The sequence below is a fragment of the Polaribacter sp. ALD11 genome (genome assembly GCF_002831685.1).
In the GTDB taxonomy this organism is placed as follows: domain Bacteria; phylum Bacteroidota; class Bacteroidia; order Flavobacteriales; family Flavobacteriaceae; genus Polaribacter.
This window is the reverse complement of the sequence record NZ_CP025119.1, coordinates 1,132,287-1,146,933: the sequence shown is the minus strand read 5'-3', so window position 1 is coordinate 1,146,933 and position 14,647 is coordinate 1,132,287. Positions and strand designations below refer to the sequence as shown.

Genomic DNA, 14,647 nt, shown 5'->3' with positions numbered 1-14,647 from the left:
TAGTTGTTAATAACTAGTCTTTAGTTTATTTTTGCGCTCACAACAACACAACAAATAATGAATACAATTAACGAAACTAACTTTCAATTTCCTAACCAGAAGTCTGTTTATAAAGGTAAAGTAAGAGAAGTTTATAATATTAATGACGAACTTTTAGTAATGGTTGCAACAGATAGATTGTCTGCTTTCGACGTTATTTTACCACGCCAAATTCCGTTTAAAGGTCAGATTTTGAATCAGATTGCAACAAAAATGATGAATGAAACAGCAGATGTTGTTCCTAATTGGTTACTTGCAAATCCAGATGAGAATGTAGCTGTAGGTCATTTATGCGAACCCTTTAAAGTAGAAATGGTTATTAGAGGTTACATGTCTGGTCATGCTGCAAGAGAGTACAAACTTGGTAAAAGAGTTTTATGTGGTGTAGCAATGGCAGAAGGTTTAAAGGAAAATGATAAATTTCCGGAAGCTTTAATAACGCCATCTACAAAAGCAGATAATGGCGATCATGATGAAGATATAACGCGTGAAGATATTTTGTCTAAAGGAGTTGTTTCTGAAGAAGATTATATTGTTTTAGAAGAGTATACTCGAAAATTATTTCAAAGAGGAACAGAGATTGCAGCTTCTCGTGGATTAATTTTAGTGGATACGAAGTATGAATTCGGAAAAACGAAAGAAGGGAAAATTGTGTTGATTGATGAAATTCACACGCCAGATTCTTCTCGTTACTTTTATGCGGAAGGATATCAAGAAAGACAAGACAAAGGAGAATCTCAAAAACAATTGTCTAAAGAATTTGTAAGACAATGGTTGATAGAAAATGGATTTCAAGGACAAGACAACCAACAGATACCCGAAATGTCAGATGAGAAAGTCATCGAAATTTCTAATAGATATATAGAATTATACGAGCAAATTACTGGCGAAGCTTTTGTAAAAGCAGCTACACAAAATGTAATGAATAGAATTGAAAAGAATGTAAATTCTTTTTTAGCTTCTAAATAATAAAGCTCTCGATTGCGCTCGAAAAGACATAGATAATGTCTGTTCGAGCGCAATCGAGAATTAATAATAATTACCTCGAAATGATTTTTTAATTAAAAAGGAAAATTGTATCGAGAACAAAACCAACAACCATGATTATAGAACCAAGAACAAGAGGATTTATTTGTTTAACATCGCATCCAACAGGTTGTGAGCAAAACGTAATAAATCAAATAGACTATATAAAATCGAAAGGAAAAATAGAAGGCGCTAAAAGAGTGTTAGTTTTAGGCTCTTCTACAGGTTTCGGATTGGCATCGAGAATTACAAGTGCATTTGGTTCAGATGCAGCAACAATTGGTGTGTTTTTTGACAAACCGGCAACAGAAGGAAGACCTGGTTCTCCAGGTTATTACAACACAGCAGCTTTTGAAAAACATGCGCACAAAGAAGGTTTGTATGCAAAAAGTATTAATGGAGATGCATTTTCAAATGAAATAAAAGAACAAGTTGTAGACTTAATTAAAGAAGATTTAGGTCAGATTGATTTGGTAATTTACAGTTTAGCATCGCCAGTAAGAACACACCCAAACACAGGAAAAAGATTCAAATCGGTTTTAAAACCAATTGGAGAAGTTTTTACCAATAAAACAGTAGATTTTCATACAGGAAAAGTATCAGAAATATCTATAAACCCTGCTGAAGGAGAAGATGTAGAAAATACAATTACAGTAATGGGAGGTGAAGATTGGAAAATGTGGATGGATGCTTTAAAAGCTGAAAATTTACTTTCTGAAGGCGCTACAACAGTTGCATATTCTTACATTGGCCCAGAGGTAACAAGACCAGTTTACAGAAACGGAACAATTGGTGCAGCAAAAGACCATTTAGAAGCAACCGCTTTTACAATTACAGATGATTTAAAATCGATCGGTGGAAAAGCTTTTGTTTCTGTAAATAAAGCATTGGTAACACAAGCAAGTTCTGCAATTCCTGTAATTCCTTTATACATTTCTTTGTTGTATAAAATAATGAAAGCAAAAGGAATTCATGAAGGGTGTATCGAACAAATTCAGCGTTTGTATAGCGAACGCTTATTTGGTGGTGATTTAGCACTAGACGAAAAAGGAAGAATTAGAATAGACGACTGGGAAATGCGTGAAGATGTACAAGCAGAAATTGCTGAACTTTGGAAAAAAGCAACTTCAGAAAATTTACCAGAAATAGGAGATTTACAAGGATATAGCGATGAGTTTTTTAGCTTATTTGGTTTTAAAGTACCTGGTGTAGATTATGATAAAGATGTAAATGAAATAGTTGAAATTCCTAGTGAAAAGTAATTTTTAAGATAATAGAGACCTCACATGTTTTTTAAAACCTGTGAGGTCTTTTAGCAATTATAAGAAAGATTGAAAGCAGTAACCATAAAACAACTTAAAGATGAGTTATCTCATAAATCTGCTGCAGATTTAAAAGAGTTGTGTTTGCATTTGGCTCGGTTTAAAAAAGAAAATAAAGAGTTGCTTACCTATTTATTGTTTGAATCTCATGATGAAGATTCTTACATTCAAACTATAAAAGAAGAAGTAGACATTCAGTTTGATGAGATTAATACAAAGAGTTTTTTTTACATTAGAAAGAGTATTCGAAAAATATTAACTTCTATAAAAAAGCACATTCGTTATTCTAAAAAGAAAGAAACTGAAGCAGAATTATTATTGTACTTCTGTAAGAAGCTGAAAGAATTTAGACCATCAATAAAAAATAGCACACAATTGCAAAATGTATTTGATTCTCAAGTGAGAATGATTAAAAAAGCAATTGAAAAATTACACGAAGATTTACAATACGATTTGCAATTAGAGTTAGATGAATTGTTAGATAGATAAGGCTTCATTTATAAAGCTTTAAAAGTATAAAAGAGTTTGTTTTTCCTTCTTCACGTTAATTACACTTTAAAATAAACTTTAGAAAGATGAATAAAAAAGAACGACCAGTTTTATCAGATTTAGTAAATGATGGAACTTCAGATGTAGAAAAGTTTCAAAATGAAGTAATACGTCCTGTTATAAAAATGCAACATCATTTATTAATAACGTCCTTTAAAAATTATCTTCAGAAGAGAAAAATTGATTTATCTGTTTTAGTAGATAAGAAAAAAAGAAATAGAGTTTCTTCTGTTTTTAAAACAGATAATAATTACAAAAACATGACTTTAGGTTTTATTATAGGTCATTTTTCTGAAGATGAATTTGCCTTTTATTCAGAGAAATCATCTGAAGTTAATAGAAGAGTTTTACAGATTGTTTCTCAAAGAATAAAAGACAGTATTTCTGAAGTGGAGTAAAAAAGTCGTTGTAATTAAATACAACGACTTTTTTTAATAATTAAATTAGCTTTATTTACTTTCCTGCCAACAACTTCTTTTGGTATTTTCCTTGCACTACATCTACAATTATTAAAATTGCCAACACAAAATAGAAGGTTGTTTTACTCATTGGTACAATTTCTTCTCCAAAAATTTTGATGTGTGCCAAATGACCACCTTCTGTAACTAACATTATTCCTACAATAAAAAGGATAAACAGTCCTAAAACTTCATACATCCTATTTTTTGATAAAAATACAGAGATTTTATCAGCCATAATTAGCATTAATAACCCGCTAATTACAATGGCAATTGCCATGACAATAAATGCAGTTGTAGTATTTTCTATTTCACTTGTAAGGCCAATTGCTGCTAAAATAGAGTCGAAAGAAAAAACTAAATTCATTAGAACAATACTAAAAATAACTGCCTTAGAAGACTTTGTACTTCTGTCTGTTGCCATTTCAGAAACTTCCATTCCTTTTGTAGAAATCATGTGCCAAATTTCTTTGATGGCTGTGTAGATAATAAAACCGCCACCTAATAATACAATAATACTATGACCGTTAAAAGCAAACTTTACAATATCTGTTATTCCTCCTGATAAAAAAGAAAAAGGTTCTTGAAAAAAATCGATAATAGAAACAAGTACAAACAATAATACGATTCTTAATATAATTGCTATTAAAATTCCTTTTTTTCTCACACTTTTTTGATCTGCTTCTGGTGCTTTTTTAGATTCTAGTGAAATATAAAGTAAGTTGTCGAAACCAAGAACAGCTTGCAATAAAACCAACATTACTAATGTGAAAATAACTTCTAACATATTTTTTTTATTTAGGTAATTGAATTGTTCAAATATATTTAAAAACTTAAAAATAGCTATCTTTAAATAATAGAAGTTTTATAAAACTTTGAGAATTAGTGTAACTTTAATTTTTTTATATCGTCATATTTAAAATTAATCAATACAAAAACCAATCAATGAACACAAAGACTTTTTTTAAATCGATAGTTCTAAGTCTCTTTTGCATCTTCTTTTTTACTACCAGTAAAGCGCAAAGTCTAGAATCTAAAATTGATGCTATATTAAGTAATCAATTTAAAGCGAATGAAGCAGGAGCTTCTGTCTTGGTAGCTAAAGACGGACAAGTTATTTACCGTAAAGCATTCGGAAAAGCAAATTTAGAGCTAGATGTAGATATGACTCCCGATAATGTTTTTCAAATTGGGTCAATCACAAAACAATTTACTGCCGTTTCAATTTTAATGTTGTTAGAAGAGGGAAAGCTAAGTTTAGAGGATGATATTACTAAATTTATTCCTGAGTACCCAACAAATGGAAAGAAAATAACAGTGCATCATTTATTAACCCATACATCAGGAATTAAGAGTTATACTTCTATGCAGGGTTTTGGAAAAGTAATGACAGTTGATGAATCACCTTTAGAATTTATAGATTTCTTTAAAGATGAACCAATGGATTTTGAACCTGGTGAAGAGTATAAGTATAATAATTCTGCTTATTTTATTTTAGGATATATTATTGAAAAAGTAAGCGAAACCTCTTATTCTAAGTTTATTAAAGAGCGAATTTTTGATAAAGTAAACATGAGTGCTTCCTATTACGGAAGTCATAAAAAAATAATTAAAAATAGAGCCTCTGGCTATCAAAAAGGAGCAGATTTTTCTAATGCACAATATATTAGTTTAACATTACCGTTTGCTGCTGGTTCTATAATGTCTAATGTAGACGATATGTTAAAATGGCAAACAGCTATTACAAATAATGTGTTTGTAAAAGAGACAACAATACGTAAAGCATTTACAAACTACACATTAAATAATGGAGATAAAATAAATTATGGTTATGGTTGGACTTTTAACGAGATAAATGAAATACCAACAATAGAACATGGAGGGTCTATTCCTGGATATAAATCTATAGGTATTTTTGTACCTAGTAAAGATGTGTATGTAATTGTATTTTCTAATTGTAGCTGCAATTCGCCTACTAATACTGCTGTTAAAATAGCTGCTTTAGCAATTGATAAGCCTATTTTCGAGAAGAGTAAAACAGTTGAATTATCTCTAGAACAATTAAAAAAATGGGTTGGAACCTATCAATTTAACACAGGTGATTTTCGATATATAACTTTAAAAGACAATCAACTATATAGTAAAAGAGAAGGAAGTTCACAAGCGTTTCAAATTTTCCCAACATCGCCAAATAGTTTTTCTTTTGAAGATGGATTAATTTCTTATGATTTTTTTATAAAAGATGGAAAAAAAGCGACTATTTTTAAAAATAGAATATATAAAGAAGAAGGAGTTTTAAGTGAAAAAGTATTGAAAGTACAAAATGTAAAAACTGTTTCTGCAGATGTTTTAAAAAGATATGAAGGGGCATACGAGTTAAAACCAAACTTTATAATCACTATAACTTCAAAAGGAAGTCAACTATTTCTTCAAGCAACAGGGCAGCCAGAGTTTGAGTTATTTTCAGAATCTAACACTAAATTCTTTTTAAAAGTAGTAGCTGCTACTATCGAGTTTCATGAAAATGATATAGGAGTAATAGGTGCTTTAACTTTAAATCAAGGAGGAAGAGCTATGAAAGCTAAAAAGAAATAATTAGAATAAATATTTTATTAAAATTCGAATACTTACAAAGGCAATCAATATAGCGGTTGCCTTTTTTAGTTGAATAGGAGTTAGGTAAGTATTACTAATTCTACTACCTATTTGACCTCCTATAAGAACTGTAATTAACAAGATTGAAGTTAAGTTCCAATCGATTATAAAAGAAGGATTTGAATATTGACCAACTAAGCCAGCAATAGAGTTTACTAAAATAAAAACACTTGCCGTTGCTGCTATTTTTTTAGGAGTATCCCAATTTGTAAGATGTAATAAAGGAGCTAAAAAAATGCCACCACCGATACCAACCATTCCAGAAATAAAGCCAATAACTCCACCAAAAACACCGTTTTTTAAAGGTTTTGAATTGGCGTTTATTTCATTTGATGCTATAATTCTTCTAGACAGCCACATAGTAATTGCAGCAAATAGTAAGGTGAAACCTAATAAAATAAAAAAAAATTGCTGACTTATTTTTATTTTTCCACCTAAAAAAGCCAAAGGAATGCTTAATAAAACAAGAGGAGTTATTTTTTTCCAATTAACTTTTTGTTGTCGATGAAACAAAAACACGTTTCCAGAAACTACCACAATATTACACAACAAAGCAGTTGCTCTAATTTGTGTAAAAACGATTCCTGTTAAAGCTAAAATTGCCAGATAGCTTGATCCTCCTCCAAAACCAACAGAAGAGTACAAAACAGCGACTGTAAAAAAGAGCAAAATAACATGCCAATTATTTAAAATTGATTCAAAAATGATTTGAATATCCATAAAGCAAATATAATTTTCTATTTTTAGAAATTCTTATAAATATAGTAACTATTATAAGTGAATTTAAATATGGAAAATCAAATAACTTTAGAAGATAAATTAAATGAACGCATAAAAGAATTAACTTGTTTATATAAAGTTAGTTCTCTTGTACGAAACAATAATTTTAAAAATATAAAGTCTTTATTAAAAGAAATATCAGCTAGTGTAAAAGAGGCCATTAGATTCCCAGAAGAAGCATTTGTAGAAATTAAATTAGATGATTTTTCTGTTATAGATGGAGAAAAAATAGAAGATGCTATTTTTATTATTTCTGCAATAAAAACTTTTAAAAATATTAAAGGAGCAATTACTGTTGGTTATGCTAAACAAAAATTTTCTGAAAATGCCTTTCTAAATGAAGAGAAGTTATTGTTAAAGAAAGTCGCTTCAGAAATAGGAGATTTCTTAGAACGAAATGAAATAAATGAAAAAGAAGAAATAGCTAAAAGACAAATAGAAAGAGCGGGAAGACTTACTATTTTAGGAGAAATTACTGCGGGTATTGCGCACGAACTAAACACACCTTTGGCTAATATTTTAGGGTTTACAGAATTATTAAAAGAACGTTATAAAGAGGATAAAATAGGAAGTGAAGATTTAGAAAAAGTAATAAATAGTGCTATTTATTCTAGAGAAGTTGTAAAAAAATTAATGTTTTTTTCTTGTGAAATGCCACAACAAATGACTTCAATTAACATTAACGCTACTATTGATGAATCTATAAGTTTACTAAAACCTAATTTTAAGAAAAAAAATATAGATTTTAAAATAGCTTACTCAAGTAACGAAATTAATTTAAAAGTAGATGGAATTCAGTTAACACAAGTGATTTTTAACTTAGTTATAAATGCCATTTATTTCTCTCCAGAAAATGGAAAAATAGACATTACTGTTGAGGAGAAAATAAAAACGGTGGAAATTGAAATTTCTGATGAAGGCAAAGGAATAGAAACAATTAATTCAGAGAATATCTTTAATCCGTTTTTTACATCTAAACCCGTTGGAGAAGGTTCTGGTTTAGGATTAAGTGTTGTTCACGGAATTATAAAAAGTCACAAAGGAACGATAATACACAAACCAAATATCCCAAAAGGAACTATTTTTATTGTCAGTTTTCCTAAAAATTAAATGATGTTAAATAAAGAAAATATATTAATAGTAGATGATGATGTTCATATTTTAGAATTAATTCAAAGGCATTTACAATCGCTAAATTACCACACATACAAAGCGATTTCTGTAAAGGAAGCATTAGAAATTTTAAAAGATACTTCGATAGATTTATTAATTACAGACTTACAAATGCCTGGTGTAGATGGTTTAGAGTTAATAAAATATGCGTCAGAGCATTATTCTAAAATTCCAAAATTAGTGATAACTGGTTTTCCTTCAATAGAAGGAGCTTTAGATGTTATGAAGTCTGGTGGCGCAGATTATATTACAAAGCCTTTTACAAAAGAAGAGCTAAAAATGGCTGTTATAAAATCTTTAGAATCAAAACCTAAAGTTGTTAAAGTTACTAAAAAAGAAGAAGAAACTTCAATAAAACCTTATGGAGAATTAATTGGGACATCTCCAGCTATGAAAAAAGTAACAGAAGTTATAGAGCGTTTAAAAAACAACAAAGCAACTGTTTTTATTCATGGAGAAAGTGGTACAGGAAAAGAGCTGGTAGCGCGTTCTATACATTATATGGGTAAATTTTCCTCAGCACCTTTTATCGTTGTAAATTGTGGCGCAATACCAGAAAATTTATTAGAATCTGAGTTATTTGGTTATCTAAAAGGAGCCTTTACAGGAGCAGAAAAAGATAGAAAAGGTTTTTTTCAGGCAGCAAATAATGGTACCATTTTTTTAGATGAAATAGGTAACGCATCCTTGTCAACTCAATTAAGATTATTACGTGTTTTACAAGAGAAAGAAATAGTTCGAGTTGGTTCTCAAAAACCAGAAAAAATAGATGTTAGAGTAATAGCAGCAACAAATGTAAATTTAAAAGATCTTATTAAAAAAGAACGTTTTAGAGAAGATTTGTATTACAGATTAACAGTGGTGCAAATAGAGGTTCCCTCATTATTAGAAAGACTCTCAGACATTCCTTTATTGGTAGATAAATTTTTATTCAAATACGGAATAGAATATAAGGACCGTTTTTTAAAAATTACACCAGAAGCTTTAGCTATTCTTAAAAGTTATCATTGGCCCGGGAATATTAGAGAATTAGAAAATGTAATTCAAAGAGCTATTATCATGTGTGACAGCCTTGTAGATGTAGAACATTTACCAGAGCATATAAAATATCAGATTGATTTTTCTAAAACTCAAAAATTATTGTCATTAAAGGAATTTGAAAAATCGTATATTTTAAAAGTACTTCTAGCCACAAACAATAATAAAACAAAAGCAGCAGAGATTCTTCAAATAGATCGAAAAACACTTCGAGAAAAATTAAAATAAGGATAATTTAAAAGCGAGTAAAAATGTAGCAGTTGAGGAAATATTCCTCAACTGTTTTTTTTGTTATAAAACCTTTATTTATTCTAATGTATTGTAAATTAGCTTTTTAGGTTGTTTTTTTGCTTTGCTGTTAAAAAGATGGCACATCCATTGCCAATGTACAGTTGTAATTAAAAATATAATTATGACAATTAATTGTAATAGCTTATGTAATTCTTGTCTTTATGCAAGTTCATGTAGTTTAACATCAAATAAAAATTTTATTTGGTCTTGTAGTGAATATGCAATAGAGATATTAAAAACCACGAATTCAACATCTATTTTAACACCAAGTTTTAATTTTACCGAAGGTGAAAAAGAAATTGAAATTATTTAATTATGACGACTTTAACAAAAGAAATAAAGCAAAAGAAACAGCCCAAACAAGGGATGTTAGAAAACGTAATGGAGCAGTTTGAAAATGCTGCCGAATTAGTAAATTTAAACCCTAATATTAAAAAGATATTAAGTGTAACAAATAATGAATTAATTATTCATTTTCCTGTAAGAATGGACAGTGGTAATGTAGAAATATTTAAAGGATACAGAGTGCAACATAATAATGCATTAGGCCCTTATAAAGGAGGTTTAAGATATCATCCAACAATAGATATTGATGCCGTAAAAGCATTGGCAATGTGGATGACTTGGAAAACAGCTTTAGCAGGTTTGCCTTATGGTGGTGCAAAAGGAGGTATTCAAATGGATCCTAAAAAATATTCTTTAGGTGAATTAGAGCGTATTACAAGAAGGTTTACATATGCTTTAGGAGATAATATTGGGCCAGAACACGATATTCCTGCACCAGATGTAAACACAAATGCTCAAACTATGGCTTGGATAGCAGATACTTATATGTCTACTAAAAAGCCGTCAGAAAGATCAAAAAACCAACATGTTGTTACTGGGAAACCAATAGGTTCTGGTGGTTTAGAAGGTAGAGATAGAGCTACAGGTTATGGCGTTTTTCTTACTATAAAATTTTGGGCAGAACAAAAAAGTGTAAAGTTAAAAGGCAAAACTTTTATTGTTCAAGGCTTTGGAAATGTAGGGTATTGGGCAGCTCACTTTTTAGAAAAAGAAGGTGCTAAATTGGTTGGTGTACAAGATGCATTTGGTACAATTGTAAACAAAGAAGGTTTAGGTGTTGAAAGTTTATTAGAGTACACAAAAGAGAATAAAGGGAGTGTTGTTGGTTTTCCAAATTCAGAAAATAGAGACAAAGAAGATTTTTTTGGTTTAGATTGTGATATCTGTATTCCTGCAGCTTTGGGGAATCAAATAACTGAAGAAAAAGCACATCAAATTAAAGCATTCTTAATAGCTGAAGGTGCAAATGGACCAACAACAGTAGAAGCAGAAAAATTATTGTTAGAAAGAGGTGTAGCAATTATTCCTGATATTTTATGTAATTCTGGTGGTGTTATTGGTAGTTATTTTGAATGGCTACAAAATAGAAACGGAGAATTATGGGAGTTGAATGAAATTATGGAAAGACTTCAGAAAAAAATGAGAGAAGTTTTTATTAAGGTTTTAAATGTTACCGAAATTAAAAAAATAGATATGAGGTCTGCTGCTTATGTTTTAGCAATAGAAAGGTTAGAAAGAACATATACTCAAAGAGGTGTTTTTCCATAGATTTAAAACGATAGATAATGAAGTATGATCAATTAATTATTGAGGAAAAAGAATTCTTGATAATAGAAAAGCTCTTAAATTTAAATAAAATAGCAGAATCAAAAACTGTTAAAAGCCATATTTTAAAGCTGCAAGATGAGTTAAGAAATGCAACCAAAGTAGTCTCTGAAGAAGAAGTTCCTAAAGATGTAGTAAGGCTAAATTCTATTGTAACAGTGAGTTCTCAAGACAGTGCTTGGGAAAAAACTTTTAAGTTAGTTGTGCCTTCAGATAGTAACATTGCAGAGAGTAAGATTTCTTTATTGATGCCAATGGGAACCGCTGTTTTAGGTTATGCCAAAGGAGATGCCATTTTATGGGATTTTCCAGGAGGTTTAAAAGAGTTGAAAGTGGTAAATGTGATGCAAACAGAGAAGGTAACTAAATAAATAATTATGATGCAATCTGGTAATATATCTAATAACGAATCTGAAAGTCAGGTTCTTCAAAAAAGAAGTTTAGAGGAAATTAATCTGTGTATAGAGCATTTAAATTTTATTACAGAAGAATGTGATTATTTAGTTAGAATTTCATCGAATAATTTAAATGATATCGATTTAAAAGATCGGGTGTTATTATTTACTGATGAAAACACAAATATGTACACCACCTTTTTAAAGTATAGAAATACTGTAGGTGATTTTTTAGAGTGTATCGATTTAGATTGTGATTTGTTTTATCATAATGAACACAAAAAAAATAGGGATTTATACCAAAATCATCTAGAAAATTATAGAGAAATCAAGCGGAAGATCTTTAGAGAACTTCTTGTTTAGAATTAGTTTTTAGAACTCCAAAAAATTTATTTTGGAGTTTTTTTTTGCAATATTTTAGCTTAGTCAATACTATAGCTTTTAAACTGACAAGTGTTTTGCTTATTGTTACTTTTGTTAATGTGTCACACTTCTTTTGTATGGCATATAAATTGACAAAGAGAATGTATCTATATTCTTAAAATACATTATGCAACACTTTAAAGATTCTAAACAAGATAAAAAAAAACCTAAGGTTTCAATTCTAAAAGCATTTAAAACTATTATTTGGCCAAAACGAAAGTTGGTTTTTATAGGGCTGGTATTAATTGTTTTAAGCAGGTTGTCTAGTTTGGTATTGCCATGGAAAAGTAAGGCATTGTTAGATGAGGTAATTCCGAATAAAGATTACGATCAATTATATTCGTTGCTATTAATTGTAGGAATTGCAATTTTAGTACAATCAATTACATCTTTTTTATTGACACGAATTTTAAGTGTGCAAGCACAGTTTTTAATATCAGAACTAAGAGCACAAGTCCAAAAGAAAGTATTGTCTTTACCTATTAGTTTTTTCGATAATACAAAATCTGGCGCATTAGTGTCTAGAATTATGAGTGATGTTGAAGGTGTTAGAAACTTAATAGGAACAGGTTTGGTTCAATTAGTTGGTGGAACAATTACAGCGGTAATTTCAATGATTTTACTAATTCAGATTAGTCCTTCTATGACATTTTTTGTACTAGTTCCTGTCGCTATTTTTGGCGTTGTAGCTTTAAAAGCATTCAAATACATTCGACCTATTTTTAGAAATAGAGGTGTTATTAATGCTGATGTAAAAGGAAGATTAACAGAAACGTTGTCTGGTGTTCGAGTTATAAAAGCATTTAATGCAGAGGCACAAGAAAATGAAGTTTTTGAAAAAGGTGTAGATAAATTATTTCAAAATGTAAAAAAGAGTTTAACAGCAACTGCTATAATGACGAGTTCTTCTACTTTTTTATTAGGAATCGCTTCCACAGGAATTATGGGAATTGGTGGTTATAAAATTATGACAGGCGAATTAACCGTTGGAGATTTTCTGTCCTTCACTTTATTACTTGGTTTTATGATTGCACCAATTGTTCAAATGAGTAATATTGGTAGTCAGTTAACAGAAGCCTTGGCAGGTTTAGATAGAACAGAAGAACTAATGAATATGTCTGCAGAAGAAGATAACGAAGAAAGAACAGTTGTTTTAGAAAATGTAAAAGGTGAAATTATTTTTGATGAGGTGTCTTTTTCTTACGAAGAAGGAAAAGAAGTCTTGAATAATATCAACTTTAAAGTTCCTTCGGGTTCTGTAACAGCTTTGGTTGGTAGTTCTGGTTCAGGAAAATCGACTATTGCGGGTTTGTCTGCTACATTTTTGAATCCGAAATCGGGTACAATTACTATTGACAATCAAGACATGTCTAAAGTTAAATTGTCTAGCTACCGTAAACATTTAGGGGTTGTTTTACAAGATGAGTTTTTGTTTGAAGGAACCATTAAAGAAAATATTTTGTTCCCGAGACCAAATGCAACGGAAGAAGAACTGCAAAATGCAGTAAAAGCTGCGTATGTAAATGAATTTACAGATCGTTTTGATGATGGTTTAGATACTTTAATAGGAGAAAGAGGAGTGAAGCTTTCTGGGGGGCAGCGTCAGCGTTTGGCAATTGCAAGAGCTATTTTAGCAGACCCAAAAATTATAATTTTAGATGAAGCAACGTCTAGTTTAGATACCGAAAGTGAGTCTTTAATTCAGCAAAGTTTATCAGAACTGGTAAAAGACAGAACTACCATTGTTATTGCGCATAGGTTAAGTACTATTAAGCAAGCAGATCAAATTTTAGTAATCGAATCTGGCAGTATTGCAGAAAGAGGAACGCATGATGAGCTGATTAATGCAGAAGGAAGGTATTTTGATTTATTTACATATCAATCAAAAATCTAAAGAAAATCAATTTTAAAAGTTGCATAGCAACGTATTAAAAATGTTACTTGAATAAATCTCGCCTTTTAGCGAGATTTATTTATTTATTAAAGAATGTATTTTTTTTGTAATCATTTTTTTTAAATAACGACTTCAATAATCACTATAATTAAGACAAACTAATTTATGAAAAAAGTACTTTTATTACTAATGATTGTAATTGCCGTTTCTTGTAAAAATGAAACCAAAAAAGAGGTGAAAAAAGAAAATATTATTGAAGTTGATAAAAATTATTTTCCAACAGAATTAGGAAAGGTTTTTGAAAAACATGGAGGAATTAATACTTGGAGAAAGGTACAAATTTTATCTTTTAATAAAGGTGAAGAAGTGCATACTGTAGATTTACAATCTAGAAGAACAGTAATTAACACACCAAAATATTCATTAGGTTTTAACGGAAAGGAAGTTTGGTTAGATGAAGAGGTAGCAGGAACTTATAAAGGGAACTCAGCATTTTATTATAACCTATACTTTTACTTTTATGCAATGCCTTTTGTTTTAGCAGATAACGGAATTATCTATGAAAAAATAGATGCTTTAGTTTTTGAAGGGGTAAAGTATCCTGGTTATAAAATTTCTTATAAAGCAAATGTTGGTAATTCTTCTGATGACAATTATATGATATATTACAATTCAGAAACCTATCAAATGGAATGGTTAAAATATACGGTTACATTTAACTCAAAAGAAACGAGTAATAAATTTAATATTATTAGATATAATAAATGGAAAAATGTAAATGGATTGATTTTACCTTCTGAAATTACTTGGTATAAAAAAGATGAAAATGGCCTGCCAACAGCACCGGAAGAATCAGCGACTAAATTCACATTGCCTTTAATTAGTCAGGTAAAGTTAGCCGATTCATTTTTTGAAAAACCTAAAAACTAATAT

The 14,647-nt window shown here is 29.9% G+C and carries 15 protein-coding genes; 13 read left to right on the top strand and 2 right to left on the bottom strand.

Annotation, left to right across the window (positions count from 1 at the left end):
- The first annotated feature begins 57 nt into the window (after positions 1 to 57).
- The 4 genes from CW731_RS05110 (at position 58) to CW731_RS05095 (ending at position 3,334) form a co-directional block, all read left to right on the top strand.
- Complete coding sequence (locus CW731_RS05110; protein WP_100945713.1) at positions 58 to 1,008, top strand: phosphoribosylaminoimidazolesuccinocarboxamide synthase; 951 nt, start codon at positions 58 to 60, stop codon at positions 1,006 to 1,008.
- 131 nt (positions 1,009 to 1,139) lie between these two features.
- Positions 1,140 to 2,327 carry an enoyl-ACP reductase FabV gene (fabV, locus tag CW731_RS05105; RefSeq protein ID WP_100945712.1) on the top strand — a complete coding sequence of 396 codons (1,188 nt, stop codon included), beginning with the start codon at positions 1,140 to 1,142 and terminating at the stop codon, positions 2,325 to 2,327.
- 69 nt (positions 2,328 to 2,396) lie between these two features.
- A complete protein-coding gene (locus CW731_RS05100) occupies positions 2,397 to 2,876 on the top strand; it encodes a hypothetical protein (RefSeq protein ID WP_100945711.1) in 480 nt (159 codons plus the stop codon).
- An 86-nt stretch (positions 2,877 to 2,962) separates the two neighbouring features.
- A complete protein-coding gene (locus CW731_RS05095) occupies positions 2,963 to 3,334 on the top strand; it encodes a glyoxalase (RefSeq protein WP_100945710.1) in 372 nt (123 codons plus the stop codon).
- Between the two features lie 55 nt (positions 3,335 to 3,389).
- On the opposite strand, the gene CW731_RS05090 is transcribed toward CW731_RS05095, so the two are convergent.
- Positions 3,390 to 4,181 carry a TerC family protein gene (locus tag CW731_RS05090; RefSeq protein WP_100945709.1) on the bottom strand — a complete coding sequence of 264 codons (792 nt, stop codon included), beginning with the start codon at positions 4,179 to 4,181 and terminating at the stop codon, positions 3,390 to 3,392.
- 158 nt (positions 4,182 to 4,339) lie between these two features.
- On the opposite strand from CW731_RS05090, the gene CW731_RS05085 reads away from it, so the two are divergent.
- Positions 4,340 to 5,989: a serine hydrolase gene (locus CW731_RS05085; protein ID WP_100945708.1), complete on the top strand. Its 1,650-nt coding sequence runs from the start codon at positions 4,340 to 4,342 to the stop codon at positions 5,987 to 5,989.
- On the opposite strand, the gene CW731_RS05080 is transcribed toward CW731_RS05085, so the two are convergent.
- Positions 5,990 to 6,769: a sulfite exporter TauE/SafE family protein gene (locus tag CW731_RS05080; RefSeq protein ID WP_100945707.1), complete on the bottom strand. Its 780-nt coding sequence runs from the start codon at positions 6,767 to 6,769 to the stop codon at positions 5,990 to 5,992.
- A 69-nt stretch (positions 6,770 to 6,838) separates the two neighbouring features.
- On the opposite strand from CW731_RS05080, the gene CW731_RS05075 reads away from it, so the two are divergent.
- From CW731_RS05075 to CW731_RS05040, 8 genes are all read left to right on the top strand, one after another.
- Positions 6,839 to 7,939, top strand: a complete 1,101-nt coding sequence (locus CW731_RS05075) for a sensor histidine kinase (RefSeq protein WP_100945706.1) — start codon at positions 6,839 to 6,841, stop codon at positions 7,937 to 7,939.
- Positions 7,940 to 9,268 carry a sigma-54 dependent transcriptional regulator gene (locus CW731_RS05070; RefSeq protein ID WP_100945705.1) on the top strand — a complete coding sequence of 443 codons (1,329 nt, stop codon included), beginning with the start codon at positions 7,940 to 7,942 and terminating at the stop codon, positions 9,266 to 9,268.
- A gap of 184 nt (positions 9,269 to 9,452) precedes the next feature.
- Positions 9,453 to 9,644: a hypothetical protein gene (locus CW731_RS05065; RefSeq protein ID WP_100945704.1), complete on the top strand. Its 192-nt coding sequence runs from the start codon at positions 9,453 to 9,455 to the stop codon at positions 9,642 to 9,644.
- A gap of 2 nt (positions 9,645 to 9,646) precedes the next feature.
- Positions 9,647 to 10,945 (top strand): Glu/Leu/Phe/Val dehydrogenase, encoded by a 1,299-nt coding sequence (locus CW731_RS05060; protein WP_100945703.1) that lies wholly within the window; start codon positions 9,647 to 9,649, stop codon positions 10,943 to 10,945.
- Between the two features lie 17 nt (positions 10,946 to 10,962).
- The gene (locus CW731_RS05055; protein WP_100945702.1) at positions 10,963 to 11,373 is read left to right on the top strand and encodes a GreA/GreB family elongation factor; all 411 of its coding nucleotides are present in this window, start codon (positions 10,963 to 10,965) and stop codon (positions 11,371 to 11,373) included.
- A gap of 6 nt (positions 11,374 to 11,379) precedes the next feature.
- Positions 11,380 to 11,760, top strand: coding sequence for a hypothetical protein (locus CW731_RS05050; protein WP_100945701.1), 381 nt, complete (start codon positions 11,380 to 11,382; stop codon positions 11,758 to 11,760).
- Between the two features lie 187 nt (positions 11,761 to 11,947).
- Complete coding sequence (locus tag CW731_RS05045; RefSeq protein WP_100945700.1) at positions 11,948 to 13,714, top strand: ABC transporter ATP-binding protein; 1,767 nt, start codon at positions 11,948 to 11,950, stop codon at positions 13,712 to 13,714.
- A gap of 165 nt (positions 13,715 to 13,879) precedes the next feature.
- A complete protein-coding gene (locus CW731_RS05040; protein ID WP_100945699.1) occupies positions 13,880 to 14,644 on the top strand; it encodes a DUF6503 family protein in 765 nt (254 codons plus the stop codon).
- Positions 14,645 to 14,647: the final 3 nt, after the last annotated feature.

Coding starts and splice junctions, on each gene's coding strand:
- CW731_RS05075 (WP_100945706.1), top strand. CDS start 6,839: ATGGAAAATCAAATAACTTTAGAAGATAAATTAAATGAACGCATAAAA.
- CW731_RS05110 (WP_100945713.1), top strand. CDS start 58: ATGAATACAATTAACGAAACTAACTTTCAATTTCCTAACCAGAAGTCT.
- CW731_RS05070 (WP_100945705.1), top strand. CDS start 7,940: ATGATGTTAAATAAAGAAAATATATTAATAGTAGATGATGATGTTCAT.
- CW731_RS05085 (WP_100945708.1), top strand. CDS start 4,340: ATGAACACAAAGACTTTTTTTAAATCGATAGTTCTAAGTCTCTTTTGC.
- CW731_RS05080 (WP_100945707.1), bottom strand. CDS start 6,769: ATGGATATTCAAATCATTTTTGAATCAATTTTAAATAATTGGCATGTT.
- CW731_RS05060 (WP_100945703.1), top strand. CDS start 9,647: ATGACGACTTTAACAAAAGAAATAAAGCAAAAGAAACAGCCCAAACAA.
- CW731_RS05090 (WP_100945709.1), bottom strand. CDS start 4,181: ATGTTAGAAGTTATTTTCACATTAGTAATGTTGGTTTTATTGCAAGCT.
- CW731_RS05095 (WP_100945710.1), top strand. CDS start 2,963: ATGAATAAAAAAGAACGACCAGTTTTATCAGATTTAGTAAATGATGGA.
- fabV (WP_100945712.1), top strand. CDS start 1,140: ATGATTATAGAACCAAGAACAAGAGGATTTATTTGTTTAACATCGCAT.
- CW731_RS05045 (WP_100945700.1), top strand. CDS start 11,948: ATGCAACACTTTAAAGATTCTAAACAAGATAAAAAAAAACCTAAGGTT.
- CW731_RS05050 (WP_100945701.1), top strand. CDS start 11,380: ATGATGCAATCTGGTAATATATCTAATAACGAATCTGAAAGTCAGGTT.
- CW731_RS05065 (WP_100945704.1), top strand. CDS start 9,453: ATGACAATTAATTGTAATAGCTTATGTAATTCTTGTCTTTATGCAAGT.
- CW731_RS05055 (WP_100945702.1), top strand. CDS start 10,963: ATGAAGTATGATCAATTAATTATTGAGGAAAAAGAATTCTTGATAATA.
- CW731_RS05040 (WP_100945699.1), top strand. CDS start 13,880: ATGAAAAAAGTACTTTTATTACTAATGATTGTAATTGCCGTTTCTTGT.